The sequence below is a fragment of the Burkholderia sp. MSMB1826 genome (assembly GCF_001526325.1).
Taxonomy (GTDB): domain Bacteria; phylum Pseudomonadota; class Gammaproteobacteria; order Burkholderiales; family Burkholderiaceae; genus Burkholderia.
Genome location: NZ_LOYN01000026.1, coordinates 197,822 through 214,222, shown reverse-complemented (window position 1 = coordinate 214,222; position 16,401 = coordinate 197,822). Strand labels below are relative to the sequence as shown.

General features: G+C 67.0%; 15 protein-coding genes. 8 read left to right on the top strand and 7 right to left on the bottom strand.

What is annotated here, in order from left to right; all coding sequences use genetic code 11:
- The 8 genes from WS95_RS17115 to WS95_RS17080 form a co-directional block, all read left to right on the top strand.
- Positions 1–599: aminotransferase class III-fold pyridoxal phosphate-dependent enzyme (locus WS95_RS17115; RefSeq protein ID WP_156444490.1), on the top strand; the 599-nt coding region annotated here is incomplete at its 5' end.
- 61 nt (positions 600–660) lie between these two features.
- Positions 661–1,776: a polyamine ABC transporter substrate-binding protein gene (locus WS95_RS17110; RefSeq protein ID WP_059780814.1), complete on the top strand. Its 1,116-nt coding sequence runs from the start codon at positions 661–663 to the stop codon at positions 1,774–1,776.
- A 186-nt stretch (positions 1,777–1,962) separates the two neighbouring features.
- Positions 1,963–3,117: an ABC transporter ATP-binding protein gene (locus WS95_RS17105; RefSeq protein ID WP_034208581.1), complete on the top strand. Its 1,155-nt coding sequence runs from the start codon at positions 1,963–1,965 to the stop codon at positions 3,115–3,117.
- A gap of 10 nt (positions 3,118–3,127) precedes the next feature.
- Positions 3,128–4,114, top strand: coding sequence for an ABC transporter permease subunit (locus tag WS95_RS17100; RefSeq protein WP_059824770.1), 987 nt, complete (start codon positions 3,128–3,130; stop codon positions 4,112–4,114).
- Complete coding sequence (locus WS95_RS17095) at positions 4,111–4,950, top strand: ABC transporter permease subunit (protein WP_059824768.1); 840 nt, start codon at positions 4,111–4,113, stop codon at positions 4,948–4,950. Before WS95_RS17100 ends, WS95_RS17095 begins: the two co-directional genes overlap by 4 nt.
- 114 nt (positions 4,951–5,064) lie before the next feature.
- Positions 5,065–6,648 carry a DUF3138 family protein gene (locus tag WS95_RS17090; RefSeq protein WP_034208584.1) on the top strand — a complete coding sequence of 528 codons (1,584 nt, stop codon included), beginning with the start codon at positions 5,065–5,067 and terminating at the stop codon, positions 6,646–6,648.
- 94 nt (positions 6,649–6,742) lie between these two features.
- Positions 6,743–8,047 carry an NAD(P)/FAD-dependent oxidoreductase gene (locus WS95_RS17085; protein WP_059824766.1) on the top strand — a complete coding sequence of 435 codons (1,305 nt, stop codon included), beginning with the start codon at positions 6,743–6,745 and terminating at the stop codon, positions 8,045–8,047.
- A gap of 25 nt (positions 8,048–8,072) precedes the next feature.
- Positions 8,073–9,374, top strand: coding sequence for an NAD(P)/FAD-dependent oxidoreductase (locus WS95_RS17080; RefSeq protein ID WP_059824764.1), 1,302 nt, complete (start codon positions 8,073–8,075; stop codon positions 9,372–9,374).
- 90 nt (positions 9,375–9,464) lie between these two features.
- Here WS95_RS17080 and WS95_RS17075 read toward each other — a convergent pair whose 3' ends face one another.
- The 7 genes from WS95_RS17075 to WS95_RS17045 all read right to left on the bottom strand — a co-directional run bounded on the left by WS95_RS17075 (position 9,465) and on the right by WS95_RS17045 (position 16,336).
- Positions 9,465–10,139: a DUF799 domain-containing protein gene (locus WS95_RS17075; protein ID WP_059824762.1), complete on the bottom strand. Its 675-nt coding sequence runs from the start codon at positions 10,137–10,139 to the stop codon at positions 9,465–9,467.
- A gap of 10 nt (positions 10,140–10,149) precedes the next feature.
- Entirely contained in the window at positions 10,150–10,581 is a 432-nt protein-coding gene (locus WS95_RS17070) for a DUF4810 domain-containing protein (protein WP_034208588.1), read from the bottom strand.
- A 57-nt stretch (positions 10,582–10,638) separates the two neighbouring features.
- Entirely contained in the window at positions 10,639–11,310 is a 672-nt protein-coding gene (locus WS95_RS17065) for a CsgG/HfaB family protein (protein WP_208449968.1), read from the bottom strand.
- 510 nt (positions 11,311–11,820) lie between these two features.
- Positions 11,821–13,176: a glutathione-disulfide reductase gene (gene gor / locus WS95_RS17060; protein ID WP_059824760.1), complete on the bottom strand. Its 1,356-nt coding sequence runs from the start codon at positions 13,174–13,176 to the stop codon at positions 11,821–11,823.
- A gap of 241 nt (positions 13,177–13,417) precedes the next feature.
- A complete protein-coding gene (locus WS95_RS17055) occupies positions 13,418–13,645 on the bottom strand; it encodes a hypothetical protein (protein ID WP_034208778.1) in 228 nt (75 codons plus the stop codon).
- A 374-nt stretch (positions 13,646–14,019) separates the two neighbouring features.
- The gene (locus WS95_RS17050) at positions 14,020–15,141 is read right to left on the bottom strand and encodes a porin (protein ID WP_034208591.1); all 1,122 of its coding nucleotides are present in this window, start codon (positions 15,139–15,141) and stop codon (positions 14,020–14,022) included.
- Between the two features lie 448 nt (positions 15,142–15,589).
- Positions 15,590–16,336: a YoaK family protein gene (locus WS95_RS17045; RefSeq protein ID WP_059824759.1), complete on the bottom strand. Its 747-nt coding sequence runs from the start codon at positions 16,334–16,336 to the stop codon at positions 15,590–15,592.
- Positions 16,337–16,401: the final 65 nt, after the last annotated feature.

The window sequence follows — 16,401 nt, the reverse complement described above, 5'->3', positions numbered from 1 at the left end:
CCGACGAAGTGATCGGCGGGTTCGGCCGCACCGGCGAGTGGTTCGCGCACCAGCACTTCGGCTTCGAGCCGGACCTGATCACGATGGCGAAGGGCCTCACGTCGGGCTACGTGCCGATGGGCGCGGTCGGCATTCACGAGCGCATCGCGCGCCCGATCATCGACAACGGCGAATTCAATCACGGCCTCACGTACTCGGGCCACCCGGTGGCGGCGGCCGTCGCGGTCGCGAACCTGAAGCTGCTGCGCGACGAAGGCATCGTCGAGCGCGTGAAGACCGACACCGGCCCGTACTTCCAGGCGCTGATGCGCGAAACCTTCGCGCGTCATCCGATCGTCGGCGAAGTGCACGGCCACGGGATGGTCGCGAGCCTGCAACTGGCCGAAGCGCCGGCCGAACGCCGCCGCTTCGCGAACGGCGGCGACGTCGGCACGATCTGCCGCGACTTCTGCTTCAACGGCAACCTGATCATGCGCGCGACCGGCGACCGGATGCTGCTGTCGCCGCCGCTCGTGATCTCGCGCCAGGAAATCGATGAACTCGTGTCGAAGGCGAAGAAGGCCGTCGATGCAACCGCCCAGCAACTGGGTATTTCGTAACGGCCTTGCCTACAGGCGTGCGGCGGGCGCCGCACGTCGCCATAACCAGGGGAACTCCACCATGCGTGCCTGTATTCTTCGCCAAGCCTGCTCCGTCGCCGCCCTCGCCGCCGCGGCCGCGCTCACGTCGGTCGCCAGCCCGTCGGCGCATGCCGACGAGCTGAACGTCTACAACTGGTCCGACTACATCGCGCCGGACACGATCCCGAACTTCCAGAAGCAGACGGGCATTCACGTCAAGTACGACAACTACGACAGCGACGACACGCTTCAGGCGAAGCTGCTGGCCGGCAGCTCCGGCTACGACATCGTCGTGCCGACGTCGAACTACATGGCCAAGCAGATCCAGGCCGGCGTGTACCAGAAGCTCGACAAGTCGAAGATTCCGAACCTCGCGAACCTCGACCCGCTGCTGATGAAGATGATCGCCGACGCCGATCCGGGCAACCAGTACGGCGTGCCCTGGGCGTACGGCACGGACGGCATCGGCTACAACGCCCAGGCGGTGAAGAAGGCGCTCGGCGACAAGGCGCCCGTCGACAGCTGGGCGCTGGTGTTCGATCCGGCCAACATGGAGAAGCTGAAGAGCTGCGGCGTGTCGTTCCTCGACCAGGCCGTCGACGTGTTCGCCGCCACGCTGCAATACATGGGCAAGGATCCGAACAGCAAGAACCCGGGCGATTACCAGGCTGCATTCGAAGTCCTGAAGAAAGTCCGCCCGTACATCACCCAGTTCAACTCGTCCGGCTACATCAACGACCTCGCGAACAACGACGTGTGCGTCGTGCTCGGCTGGTCGGGCGACGTCGGCATCGCGCACCGCCGTTCGGCCGAAGCGAAACGCTCGTACGACATCAAGTTCGCGAACCCGAAGGAAGGCGGCCTGCTGTGGTTCGACGTGATGGTGATCCCGAAGGATGCGCCGCACCCCGAGGCCGCGATGAAGTGGATCAACTACGTGTCCGATCCGAAGGTCAACGCGGCGATCACCAACACGGTGTTCTACCCGACCGCGAACAAGGCCGCGCATCAATTCGTCACGCCGGCCGTCGCGCAGGACCCGACCGTCTACCCGCCCGAAGACGTGCTGAAGAAGATGGTGCTGATGAAGCCGATGCCGGCCGACATCCTGCGCCTCGAGAACCGTCTGTGGGCCCAGTTGAAGACGGGCCACTGATCGCCGTGCATCGCGGCGGCGCAGGCATCGCGGTACGCCTGCCCGCCTGACATTCGCGGACCTCCGTCCGCCCGCGCGCCGCGCGCGCTGTTCCATCCGGCACGAGCCGTCGTCCGCGAGTCGCGTTGCGCGCCTCGCGCGGGGACGCTCACGCCTGCAATCCGTGAAGAACGAATGGTGACTCCCATGCAATCGATACCCTCTTCCGCTGCCGCACGTCAGACCCAACCGGCCACGGCGCCCCGTACGCAAAACGACGCGTTCGTGCGCATCGAAAACGTCGTGAAGAAATTCGGCGACAGCACGGCCGTCGACAACGTGAACCTGACGATCGCGAAGAACGAGCTGTTCGCGCTGCTCGGCAGCTCGGGCTGCGGCAAGTCCACGCTGCTGCGCATGCTCGCCGGGCTGGAGACGGCCACCTCCGGCAAGATCTTCGTCGACGGCGAGGACCTCGCGTCGCTGCCGCCGTACCGCCGCCCCGTCAACATGATGTTCCAGTCGTACGCGCTGTTCCCGCACATGACGGTCGAGTCGAACGTCGCATTCGGCCTGAAGCAGGAAGGCACGCCGAAGCACGAGATCAGGGAGCGCGTGGCCGACGCGCTCGCGCTCGTGCAGATGAGCAAGTACGCGCAGCGCAAACCGCATCAGCTGTCGGGCGGCCAGCAGCAGCGCGTCGCGCTGGCCCGCTCGCTGGTGAAGCGCCCGAAGCTGCTGCTGCTCGACGAGCCGATGTCCGCGCTCGACAAGAAGATTCGCCAGAAGACCCAGCTCGAACTCGTGAACATCATCGAGAAGGTCGACGTGACCTGCGTGATGGTCACGCACGATCAGGAAGAGGCGATGACGATGGCGAGCCGCCTCGCGGTGATGAGCGAAGGCAAGATCGTGCAGATCGGCTCGCCCGGCGAAGTCTACGAATACCCGAACAGCCGCTTCTCGGCCGAATTCATCGGCTCGACCAACCTGTTCGAGGGGCGCGTCGTCGAGGACGAGCCCGATCACATCTTCGTCGAAAGCGACGACCTCGAAGCCCGCATGTACGTGAGCCACGGCGTGACCGGCCCGCTCGGGATGCCGGTCGGCATCTCGGTGCGCCCGGAGCGCGTGCACGTGTCGCGCGAGAAGCCGGGCTCGAAGCACAACTGGGCGCGCGGCGTCGTCACCGACATCGCGTACATGGGCAGCTATTCGCTGTACCACGTGCGTCTGCCGAGCGGCAAGACGGTGGTGTCGAACCTGTCGAGCTCGCACCTGATGAACGACGGCGCGCCGGCATGGAACGACGACGTGTTCGTGTCGTGGTCGCCGGCCAGCGGCGTCGTGCTGACGCAGTGAGGACGCCGCGATGAGAACCTCCGCTTCCACGCCTTCCGCGCCGGTGTCGACCGGCGCTGCCGCCGCCACGCCGGCTTCCCGGCGCGGCAATCGCTTCGCCGCGCTGTCGCGCTTCCTGCCGTCGGGCCGCAGCGTCGCGATCGGCGTGCCGTTCCTGTGGCTCGCCGTATTCTTCGCGCTGCCGTTCGTGCTGGTGCTGAAGATCAGCTTCGCCGACCAGGTGATGGGCATCCCGCCGTACACGTCGCTCGTCGAGATCAAGGACGGCGTCGTGCACTTCGCGTTGCAACTGTCGCACTACGCGTTCCTGCTGCAGGACGACCTGTACATCGCGACCTATCTCAGCTCGCTGAAGATGGCCGCCGTGTCGACGGTGCTGTGCCTGCTGATCGGCTATCCGATGGCGTACTACATCGCGCGTTCGGAGCCGAACCGCCGCAACGTGCTGATGATGGCCGTGATGCTGCCGTTCTGGACGTCGTTCCTGATCCGCGTGTACGCATGGATCGGCATCCTGAAGGACGACGGCCTCCTGAACCACACGCTGATCGCGCTCGGCATCATCCACACGCCGCTGCGGCTCTATCACAGCGATGCGGGCGTCTACATCGGGATGGTCTATTCGTACCTGCCGTTCATGGTGATGCCGCTCTATGCGCACCTCGTGAAGATGGACCTGACGCTGCTCGAGGCCGCGTACGACCTGGGCGCGAAGCCGTGGGTCGCGTTCACGCGCATCACGCTGCCGCTGTCGAAGAACGGGATCATCGCCGGCAGCCTGCTGGTGTTCATCCCGGCGGTGGGCGAGTACGTGATCCCGGAGCTGCTCGGCGGCGCCGACACGCTGATGATCGGCCGCGTGATGTGGGATGAATTCTTCAACAACATGGACTGGCCGATGGCGTCCGCGGTGACGGTCGCGATGGTGCTGCTGTTGCTGGTGCCGATGGCGCTGTTCCAGTACTACCAGGTCAAGGAACTGGAGGACGCGAAATGATCAAGCCGAGCAAACCGCTGTCGACGGGCGTTCTCGCCTTCGGCTTCCTGTTCCTGTACATCCCGATCATCAGCCTCGTCGTGTACTCGTTCAACGAGTCGAAGCTGGTGACGGTGTGGTCCGGCTTCTCGCTGAAGTGGTACGCGGCGCTGCTGGACGACGACGAGCTGCTGACCGCCGCCTGGCTGTCGCTGAAGATCGGCCTGTTGACGGCCACCGCGTCGGTCGTGATCGGCACGTGGGCGGGCTTCGTGCTCGCGCGCTTCGGCCGCTTCAAGGGCTTCACGCTGTACACGGGGATGATCAACGCGCCGCTGGTGATTCCGGAAGTGATCCAGGGGATCTCGCTGCTCTTGCTGTTCGTCGCGCTGGAACAGATGTTCGGCTGGCCGAAGGGGCGCGGGATGGCGACGATCTGGATCGGCCACGTGATGCTGTGCGTGTCGTACGTGGCGATCATCGTGCAGTCGCGCGTGAAGGAGATGAACAAGTCGCTCGAGGAGGCCGCGCTCGACCTGGGTGCGACGCCGCTGAAGGTGTTCTTCGTGGTGACGCTGCCGCTGATCTCGCAGGCGCTGCTGTCGGGGTGGCTGCTGTCGTTCACGCTGTCGATCGACGATCTGGTGCTGTCGGCGTTCCTGTCCGGGCCGGGATCGACGACGCTGCCGCTGGTGGTGTTCTCGCGCGTGCGGCTGGGGCTGAACCCGGAGATGAATGCGCTGGCGACGCTGTTCATCACCGCCGTGACGATCGGCGTGATCGTCGTGAACCGGACGATGATCGCGCGCGAGCGGCGCCGGATGGCCGACTTGAAGGCGGCATTCGCGGCGGCGTGACGGCCCGCCTCCGCTTCGAAGACAACGAGCACTGCAGACAAGCATGACGCGCGGCCTCAGGGGGGCGCGCGATTCGATCCCGATTTGACAGGCGCACGACTAGGAGAATCCGCAATGAAGAAGAAACTGATCTGCCTGCTGGTGGCCGGCGCGTTGCCGGGCATCGCGCTGGCCGGTTCCACCTCCGCCGAAATCAAGGCGCTGCAGGCGCAGGTCGCGGCGCTGCAGAAACAGATGAAGGCGATGCAGGCGCAGCTCGCCGCGAAGCCGGGCGGCGCGGCGGTCGCGACGTCCGGCGCGAGCGGCGGCATGGCGGGCGGCGGCGCCGTCGCGGTCGCCGCCGACCCGGGCTCGCCGGATTACGGCAAGGCACGCGCGATGCTGACCAACGACGAGGTCAGCGAAATGAAGCAGCAGATCGCGAACCAGCAGCTGAAGGTCGACTCGCTGACCGACGCGGCCACCACGGGCCCGCTCGCCGGCCTGTCGGTCACCGGCTACATCGATCCGACCTACATCTACAACCGCGCGGCCGGCACGTCGTCGTTCCTGTTCGCGAACCACGAGAACGCGTACAACTATTTCAACAGCACGTTCGGCGATCTCTACCTCGACATCAAGAAGACGTTCGGCGTCGGCCCGATGGCGCCGTCGGCCGAAATCACGCTGATGCCGAACCGCGGCAACGGCATCACGCTGCTGCAGAACTCGCGCGGCTCGATCACCGACAACCTGCTGAACACGGCGGTCGTCAACGTGCCGATCACCGCGGAAACGACGCTGGTCGCCGGCCTGATCCCGAGCTTCGGCGGCTACGAAGTCCAGCAGTCGAACCAGATGCTCACGCTCACGCACAACCTGCTGTACGATTTCTCCGATCCGGGCAGCTACGTCGGTGTCGGCGCGAACTACACGAAGGGCAACTGGGCGTGGAAGTTCTTCCTCGGCAACGAGCAGTACCGCACGTACGGTTCGGTCACGCAGACGGGCACCAATGCGCTCGGCGACCCGATCACCACCAGCAACAAGGTGCCGACCTTCACCGCGCGCGCGGACTACACGTGGTCGAGCGCGCTCGATCTCGGCGGCTCGTTCAACATCGGCCGCCAGACGCTGTCGAGCGCGATCGACGAGAACGGCGTCGTCCACTACGGCCCGGGCGGCGCGGCGCCGAGCGGCTACGGCTCGTTCTTCTTCGGCGAACTCGACGCGACCTACACGCTCGCCGACGTGCAGTACAACGCCGAAGTCGACTACGGCCGACAGCAGCATGCGGCGTTCAATGGCGGGCTCGCGCAGTGGTACGGGCTGTCGCTGCTCGCGCACCGCAAGTTCAACGCGCCGGTGGTCGGCCGCATGGGCGTGACGCTGCGCTACGACCTGCTCGCGAACTCGAAGAACGGCGGCGGCGGGGGCGGCATCGCGCTGAACGGCAACGGGATGGACCCGAGCAACGGCTTCGGCGTCGATGCGGACTGCCTCGCGATGTCGAAGGCCGGCGGCGGCCTGGGCTTCGAGTGCAAGGGCGCGGTGCGCCAGGACGTCGCGCTCGACCTGCTGTTCTATCCGACCCAGCAGATCACCGTGAAGGTCGAATACCGGCACGACTGGGCGAACAACAAGGTGTTCCTGCGCAACGACGGGTCGTACGGCAAGTCCAACGATCTGCTCGCGACGCAGTTCATCTATTCGTTCTGATGCAGGACGCGCGGGACGCCGTGCCGCACGCACGGCGTCCCGCGCCGTTTTCCGGCTGCGTGCTGGTTGCAGCCTTGTCGAAGGAGTCGGTTTGATGACGCAGTCTTTCACCCGCCGCGCCGATACGCTCGCGCGCGACTCGTACTACGAAGCCACGGCCGCGCGGCCCGTCGCCGACGATCCGATGCTCGACGCGGCGATCGACGTCGACGTCTGCGTGATCGGCGCCGGCTTCGCGGGCCTGTCGACGGCGCTCGACTGTCGCGCGCACGGGCTGTCCGTCGCCGTGCTCGATGCGCACCGGCCCGGCTGGGGCGCGTCGGGCCGCAACGGCGGCCAGGCGATCACGGGCTTCGCGAAAGACGAGGTGATCGAGAAACAGCTCGGCGCCGACGGCGCGCGCGCCGCGTGGTCGCTGTCGCTCGACGGCGTCGCGCTGATCGCCGAGCGCATCGCGCGCCACGGGATCGATTGCGACTTCGCGCGCGGCTACCTGACGGTGGCGACGAAGCCGCGCCGCATCGACGACCTGCGCGCGTGGATGAACGCCGCGACGTCGCGCTGGGGCCATCCGTCGCTCGCGTGGCTCGACACCGGCGAGATCCAGGCGCGCATTGCATCGACGCGCTATCTGGCCGGCGTGCACGATCCGCTGTCGGGCCATCTGCATCCGCTCAAGTACTGTCTCGGTCTCGCCGATGCCGCGCGCCGCGAAGGCGTCGCACTGTACGCGCACACGCCGGCGCTCGACGTCGTGCGCGGCGCGCGGCCCGTCGTGCGCACGCCGTCGGGCGAAGTGCGCTGCCGTTTCGTCGTGTCGTGCTGCAACGCCGGGCCCGGCGGCGTGCTGCCGGCCGCGACCGCCGCACGCATCGCGCCGATCGCGTCGTACATCATCGCGACCGAGCCGCTCGGCCGCGCGCGCGCCGACGCGCTGATCGCACGGCGCGAGGCCGTGTGCGACAACAACTTCTTCCTCGACTACTTCCGGCTGTCGGCCGACCACCGGATGCTGTTCGGCGGCCGCGCGAATTCGGCCGGCGCGTCGCCCGCCGCGCTCGCCGAAGCGATCCGGCAGCGCATGGTCGGCGTGTTCCCGCAGCTCGCCGACGTGCGCGTCGAGCACGCGTGGGGCGGCTTCGTCGACGTCACGCGCAACCGCGCGCCGGACTTCGGCGCGATCGATCCGAACTTCTTCTACGTCCAGGGTTTCAGCGGACACGGCGTCGCGCTCACGGGAATCGCCGGGCGCGCGGTCGCCGGCGCGATCGCGGGCGACGCGCGCGCGTTCGACCTGTTCGCGCGCTTGCGTCACCGGCGCTTTCCCGGCGGCGACGCATGGCGGCAACCCGCGCTCGAACTCGGGATGCTGTACCACCGCGTGCGCGAGCTGTTCTGAACCTTCTCGATACGTCTTCCCGATCATGCAGACCTTCGCCAACCAGCCGCACGTCGCGTCGTACTACGCGGCGACCGCCAACGATACGACCCGCCACGCACCGCTCGCCGGCACGGCCGACGCCGACGTGTGCGTGATCGGCGCGGGCCTCACGGGCCTGTCCGCCGCGCTCAATCTCGCCGAGCGCGGCCATTCGGTGACCGTGCTCGAAGCGTCGCGCGTCGGATGGGCGGCGAGCGGCCGCAACGGCGGCCAGCTGATCGGCGGCTTCGCGTGCGACATCGACACGTTCGCGCAGTTCATGCCCGAAGGCGACGTGAAGCGGATCTGGGACATGGGGCTCGAAACGCTGTCGCTCGTGAAGTCGCGCATCGCTCAACACGACATCGACTGCGCGCTGGTGCCCGGCTACCTGACCGCCGCCAACACCGAGCGCGACGCCGATGCGCTGAAGCGGTGGCGCGACGAAGCCGCGAAGCGCTTCGGCTACGACCGCTTCCACTTCGTCGAAGCCGGCGAACTCGGCGACTACGTGCAGTCGGCCCGCTATCGCGGCGGCCTGTACGATCCCGACAGCGGCCATCTCCATCCGCTCAACTACACGCTCGGCCTCGCGCGGGCGGCCGTCGACGCCGGCGTGCGCATCCACGAGGACAGTTGCGTAACGCGCGTGCGCGACGTGTCCGGCGGCCACGTCGTCGAGACGAGCGGCGGCAACGTGCGTGCGCGCTTCGTGGTGCTCGCCTGCAACACCTACGTGGGCACGCTCGCGCCCGCGCTGGCGAGAAAGATCATGCCGGTCGGCACCTACGTGATCGCGACCGAACCGCTCGGCGAAGCGCGCGCCGCCGCGCTGATGCCCGCGCGCGCGGCGATCTGCGACAGCCGCTTCGTGCTCGACTATTTCCGGCCGGCGCCCGACACGCGGCTCGTCTGGGGCGGCAAGGTCAGCTATTCGACGCGCGAGCCGCGCGACCTCGCGGCGGCGATGCGCGCCGACATGCTGAAGACGTTCCCGCAACTCGCGGACGTGAAGGTCGACTATGCGTGGGGCGGCTTCGTCGACATCACGATGAACCGCGCGCCGCATTTCGGCCGCATTACGCCGACGACGTACTTCGCGCAGGGGTTTTCGGGGCACGGCGTGAATACGACCGCGCTCGCGGGCAAGCTCATCGCCGAGGCGATCGACGGCCAGGCGAGCCGCTTCGACCTGTTCGACAGGATCCGGCATCGCGACTTCCCCGGCGGCGCGACGCTGCGCACGCCGGCGCTGGTGCTCGCGATGAGCTGGTACCGGCTGCTGGACGCGTTCGGCGTGCATTGACCGGCGCGCGGTATCGCCGCACGCAAACAAAACGGCCGCTCGTTTCGAGCGGCCGTTCGGACGACAGGCGTGGCGTGACGCCGCCGCGCGTCAGTCGGTGCCGTACTTCGGCGAGCGCGGCCCGTACAGCAGCCCGTTCGGCGGGCCGGCCGACAGCAGCCGCGTGCTCGTCAGCCCGGCGACGTCATGCGCTTCGTCGGTCAGCGAATGCGCGACCTGCTTGACGGCCGCCTGCACGAGCGCCCCGACGATCCCGAACGCATTGACGCTCATGTTGTTGCCGACTTCCTTGCCGGTCGCCCGGCCCTCGCCCTGCCACAGCACGTCGCCGCTCTTCAGGTCGACGAGTTTCGTCGACGCGGAAACGATCGTCGTGCTGTCGACCACCTGGTAGACGGAGCCGTACTGCGTGATCTTCGAATACAGCGCGGCGTCCGCGCCGAAGATCTCGCGCAGCTTCGCCGGCGACGTCGCCTGGATGTCGGTCGCATTCGTCAGGCCGTTCTGCTTGAACGTCTCGTCCATCACCGCGACGGGCACCACGTAGTAGCCGGACTCGGCGAGCGGCAGCGTCATTTGCGACAGCACGCCGTAGGTCGCGCCGACGTCGGTGGTGTCGTTGACCGGCGGCAGCACGAGGATCGAGCGCGGCTGGCTCTTCTTGAACGCCGTGTAGTCGGGACGTTGCACCGGCTGCGCGCACGCGCTCAGCAACACGGCGATCGACAGCACGGACAGCAGCTTGAATGAAAGTGTCTTGAACATGGCAAGGGCGTCACTGTTTGGCAGGATTCGAATCGGCATGCTTCTGATCGGCAACCGTCTGGCCGGCGGCCGCCGGATGCGCGGCTTTCGATGCACCGGGCTTCTTCTTCATCAGGAAGTCCATATACGCCGCGGATTCCGGGAACAGTTGCTTCTCGGCCTGCAGTTCCTGCTCGGCCTGCTGCTCGTTGCCGACGCTCGCATACAGCATCCCGAGATGCGCATGGAAACCCGGCGGCGGCGTGTGGCCCTTCGCGCGGATTTCCTGCAGCGCCTTTTCGAGCGCATCGATCTGCTGCTGCGGCGCTTGCTGGCCCTTGAAGTATTCGTACACCTGCGGCTGATAGCCGGTCCACTGATACAGCGGCGGCGTGGTCGGCGCCGCGCAGCCCGCGAGCAGCAAGGCGGCCGCCGTCGCCGGCAGCCAGATTCCCCGTTTCATGGTCTTGTCTCTTCTGGTGGGTGAAATGATTCGTGCGTGTCGTATCGCGCGCGGCATTTACTGCGCCGCCTTCAGCGCGCCGGCGTCGACCTGGTCGACGAGATGGTTCACGGCTTCCTGGATCGCGAGGTCCAGCACCTTGCCGTTGAGCGTCGAGTCGTAGCCGGCCGTGCCGCCGAAACCGATCACCTCGCGGTTCGACAGGCTGAACTCGCCCGCGCCCTGGCTCGATGCGATCACTTCCGACGTCGTCGTGTCGACGATGTTCAGGTTGACCTTCGCGTACGCGACCTGCGTCTTGCCGCGGCCGAGAATGCCGAACAATTGATGATCGCCGACGTCCTTGCGGCCGAACTCGGTCACGTCGCCCGTCACCACGTAGTTCGCGCCCTTCACGGCCTGCGCTTTCTTCATGAAGCCGGCTTCCTGCTTGATCTCGTCGAGGTTCTCGCGATCGAGCACGTTGAAGCGGCGGCTCTGCTGCAGGCGCGTGACGAGGATCGTCTTCGCCTGTCCGCCGAGGCGGTCGATGCCGTCGGAGAAGATGCCGCGCATGTAGCTCGAGCGGTTGTCGAACTTGCCGACGGCGATCGCGACGGGCTTGCCCGCGTACGGCTTCTGCGCGCTGCTGACGGCCGGCACGTCGAGCGTGCGCGACGATTCGGTCGCGCAGCCGGACAGCGCCGCGACGACCGCTGCCGCCACGAGGACGGTGCGTCGTGTCTGAATGTTCACTGCTGGTCTCCTTGCTGGAAAAGATGCCGCTGCGCGAGGCTCATGCACGCGCTCATCGCCGGTTCGGCGATCGCGGTAAGTCAGGGAAGGGGGCGCAACGGATGCGTTACGGCAAAACGCGGATGGGGAATGCGATGCGCGCCTGGATCGCGCACACGAATGATTTCGTTATTCTGGTTACTGCACTGTTGATCGTGCATGGTCGGCCCCGTATATGATTTTTCGCGATCATATCAAGCCTGTTTATCAAGACGGGGTATCTTGATAATAATTGACGATTTTCGCACTTATATTAAATACGTCGCTTATTCGTGCGCGAAGCGTTGCACGCGTGGGCTCGCGCGGCACGCGACCGATCTGCGCCGGTCTTCCGTGGCGATATCGCCGGATTGACGATCGATCCGGCGATATCGACACACGTCATTCGCGCCGTCGATCCGAACGGCCGATATCCCGACAATAAGCCGTCCGGCATTCCAGCCGCACACGCGCATACGGTTTCCGCTAATCGGCCACTTTCTGTCGCATCGTCACGAATTCCTCGGCCGCGGTCGGATGAATGCCGATCGTGTCGTCGAACTGCGCCTTCGTCGCGCCCGCGCGGATCGCGATCGCGATGCCCTGGATGATCTCGCCCGCATCGCGGCCGACCATGTGCGCACCGACCACGCGCTGACTGTCGCGCGCGACGACGAGCTTCATCAGCGTGCGCTCGTCGCGGCCCGACAGCGTGTGGCGCAGCGCCTTGAACGACGTGCGGTAGATGTCGACGTCGCCGTGCGCGTGCCGCGCATCGGCCTCGCTCAGGCCGACCGTCGCGACTTCCGGCTGGCTGAACACGGCCGACGGCACGTACGCGTGATCGACCGCGACGCGCGAGCCGCCGAACAGCGTGCGCGCGAGCAGCCCGGCGTCGCGCGTCGCGACCGGCGTGAGCTGCGGCCGCGACGTGACGTCGCCGATCGCATGGATCGACGGCACCGACGTCGCCGAATACGCATCGACGGCAATCGCGCCGCGCGCATCGAGCAGGATGCCCGCCTGCTCGAGCCCGAGCCCGTCGACGTTCGGCACGCGGCCCGTCGCATAGAGCACCTGATCGTACGGCCCGTGCCGCTCGTCGCCGACGCGCACGAACAGCGTGCCGTCGCTCGCGCGCTCGATCGATTCGATCACCGCGCGCGCATGAATCGCGACGCCCTGCTTCGTCATCTCGTCGGTCAGGAACTGGCGCACGTCGTCGTCGAAGCCGCGCAGGATTTTGTCGCCGCGATAGAACACGTCGACGTGGCTGCCGAAGCCGTTGAAGATGCCCGCGAACTCGACCGCGATATAGCCGCCGCCGACCACCGCGATCCGTTTGGGCAGCGCCGCGAGCGACAGCACCTCGCGCGACGTGATCGCATGCTCGATGCCGGGCCGCGGCGGCAGCGACGGCCGCGAGCCGGTCGCGATCGCGATGTGGCGCGCGCGGAACGTGCGCGCGCCGACCGAGACCGTGTGCGCATCGACGAGCGTCGCGCGACCGGCGTGCATGTCGACGCCCGATTGCAGCAGCAGGTTGATGTAGATGTCGCTCAGCCGGTTGATCTCGCGATCCTTCGCGGCGATCAGCGCGGGCCAGTCGAGCGTGCCGGCGCCGAAGGTCCAGCCGAAGCCTTGCGCGTCGTCGACTTCGTGCGGGTAGTGCGATGCGTAGACGAGGAGTTTCTTCGGGATGCAGCCGCGCAGCACGCAGGTGCCGCCGATCTGCTCTTCTTCCGCGATGCCGACGCGTGCGCCGTACGACGCGGACATGCGCGCGAGCCTCACGCCGCCCGAGCCGGCGCCGATGACGAACAGGTCGTAGTCGAAATCCATCGCATCCCCTCATCGCAGTTCGAATGGAGGCACGATAGCAAGATTCGGGAATTCGTGCGGCGCATGGCGCGCGCCGCGCGTCCAATAAAAAACGGCGAGAGACGAGGCCTCTCGCCGGTCAAACCGGCCGGCGGTTGTGCCATGCGTCACCGATCGACCGCATGCCCGACCTGCCGATTGCGCGGCACCGGTCCGCCCGGACGCGCGAAGGGCGCGCCCGCGGCCGGACCGGCCGCCATGCTCATGCCTGCGACGTGTCGCTGCCGTCCGTCGCCTGCGTATCGTCCGCCGCCTGTTCGGGCTTCTCTTCCTTCTTCTCGAGCATGCCTTCGATCGCCTCGGCGCCCTTGAAACCGGCGACGGCCGCGGCCGCCTTGGTCAGCAGGCCCGCGTCCGGATCCAGCTTTTCCGCGCCTTCGACGGCGGCGATCGCGCCGGCGATTTCACCCACGGTGTTCAGGATACCCATCGTCATCCCCTTTCAAGAAAATCGTGAGCGCATCGTCCCACGAAAGAAACCGGCCGACCGCGTTTGTCATCGCCGGATACACAAGTTACGCATCAGGCCGGCAGCGCACGTCGCGCGCCACCGGAACGACGCACGCGCATGCCTGACGGCATGCCGCGAGCGATGCACGCAGCGTAGCGGAAAGCGTGCGCGCGCACTGTAAAAGTATGTTCTGGAATGCCGACGGATCGCTTACGGCGCGGGACTTCCGCAATGGAGCGTCTGCCGAATAGTCGGGTGCGCGTATGAAGGTCGCGCGACGAAAAAAAAGAGGCGCCTCGCGGAGCCTCTTCGATGCGCGCCGGACGGAGCCGGTGCAGGGGTTTCGACGTTCGTCAGAAGATATTGCGCAGGCCGATCGCGATGCCCGTCTGGTTGCTGCGGCCGGGCAGCTCGACGTTCGCCGCGCCGTTCGTCTTGTTGAAGTCGACGGTGCCGTAGATCTCGGTGCGCTTGCTCAGCGCGTATTCGGCGATGCCGACGATCGCATAGCGGTTGCCGCTCGCGAGCGTGCCGTTCGTGGTCATCGCGTTGCGCATGTGGTCGTAGTAGAACGCGCCCGTCAGCGTCAGCGGCGTGCTGACCTGCCAGCTCACGCCCGCGAACGGACCGTCGTCGATGCGGCCCGTGCCCTTCGCGACCGGAATCGTCTGCTGCGCGAGCAGGCTGTCGACGAAGCCCGTGTCGTCCTTCGAGCGCAGGTAGCCCGCGTAGATCTTCGCCTTGCTGAACGCGTACACGACGTTCGCGTGGTAGATCGTCTGCTTGCGCGCCGAGTTGTCGCTGTTCTGCTGTGCGCCGGCCGCGATGCTGAGCGGGCCCATCACGTACGACAGCGACACGCCCCACGCATTGCCCTTGCCGAGCGAGCCCGGGATCTGGCCCGAGAAGCCGCCCGCGCCGGTCGATTCGTAGTTGGTGCCGGTCGAGTACATCGCCTTCGCCGTCAGGCCCTCGAACTTGCCCGTGTACTTGATCTGGTTGTCCGCATACAGGCCGGCGCCGAGTGCGACCGGCAGCCATGCGTTTTCGAGGTAGTTGCCGACGGTGAGCGGATCGTAGGTATCCGACAGCAGGTCGAACAGCGGCGTCTTCTGGCGGCCGAGGGTCACGGTGCCGTACGGGCTCTGCAGGCCGACGTACGCCGCGCGGTTGAACAGGCGGCCGCTGTCGGCGAACGCGCCGTTCTGCAGGTTCACGCCGCTCTCGAGGTTGAACACGGCCTTCAGGCCGCCGCCGAGGTCTTCCGTGCCGTAGATGCCGAAGCGGCTGTTCGTGATCGCACCGTTGGTCATCGACAGCAGGCCGTCGTTCTTCGCGTTGGCGTTGGTCAGGTAACGGATGCTGGCGTCGGCGACGCCCCAGAGCGTGACCGAGCTTTGTGCCGATGCGTACTGGCTGGCGAAGGCCAGCGCCGCGCCCCCTGCGATGACTGCGAGTCGGGTGGTCTGCTTCATGAGCTTTCCTTTTTTAGGTGTCTCCATTCATGACCGGCCGCGTGCGCAGCCGGGTGGCGATCGCGAACGTTCATGGCGAGCGCGATGTGGGCTGAATCATAAGACGAGTGCGAACGCTGAAAGAAATTGAAATACGCGGCAATCGCGCGATTGTCGTCCGGGAACAACGTTTCCCGCGCCGAGCCTCGCTCGCACGGCGGCGGGACGGGGCGCGACGGCGCCGGCGGGCACGCGCGGCGCTGTAAGGTTCGTCGAGGGTGCGGCGCGCTCGTGCGGATCGCGGCGAGAGGGTCGATGCGGTGCGCTCACCCGGATCCTGGCGAAATGGTGGATGCGGTCGGGGCAGTCGGGCAGTCGGGCAGTCGGGCAGTCGGGCAGTCGATAGTCGGGGCAGTCAGTGCTGTCGGGACGGCGGCCTACCGCCTGCCGCTTGCCGCCTGCCCTGCCGTCAGGCCGTTTGCGTCGCGCCGTCGCTGCCGTTGCCCGCGTCGCCGTTGCCGCCCGCGTCGCCCGCACCGCCGTTGCCCGCGCGACGCCATGCACGTCGCACGATCTCTGCGAATGCACCGCCGAGCAGCAGCACGGCGCCCCACAGCGCGATGTCCGGCGCGAGCCGCGTCACGAGCCCGCCGATCACCGCGCCGGCCAGGAAACAGAAGCTGATCGTCGCGAGCAGCGCCGAATCGTGCAGCGCCCCCGCGTCATAGCGCGGGATCAGCCCGACGAACAGCTTCTGCGCGGCGCGCCGCAGGTTGCCGGTCGTCATCACCGACGTGTACGACAGTTCCTCGAGATGGGTGAACGACAGCGTCTGCAATGTCGCGACGAACGAGATGCCCGGAATCAGCCACGCGCTCGACGCGCCGACGAGGCCGCTCGCGGCGACGCCGAGGAACGCGATTTCGACGATGAGGCTCACGAACGCCGTATGCCGCATCCAGCCGCGCTGCGCGGCGAGGCCGAGCAGGTGCGCGACGAACACCGCGATCACGAAGCCGCCGAGCGGCGGCACGTGATGCAGCGCGGCGGCCCATTCGCCGGCCGACAGGTTGATGCCGAGCAGCGCGACGTTGCCGGTCATCGTGTTCGCGAACACGTGGCCGTGGCCGACGTACGTGTACGCGTCGAGATAGCCGCCGGACAGCGTCAGCAATGCGGCGACAGTGAGATTGCGGCTGGCGCCGTCGAGATCCATCGATCCTCCGTGGTGCGCGCCGCACCGCCGCGCACGGCGGGCGGTGCGAATGTCGGTCGTGCCGG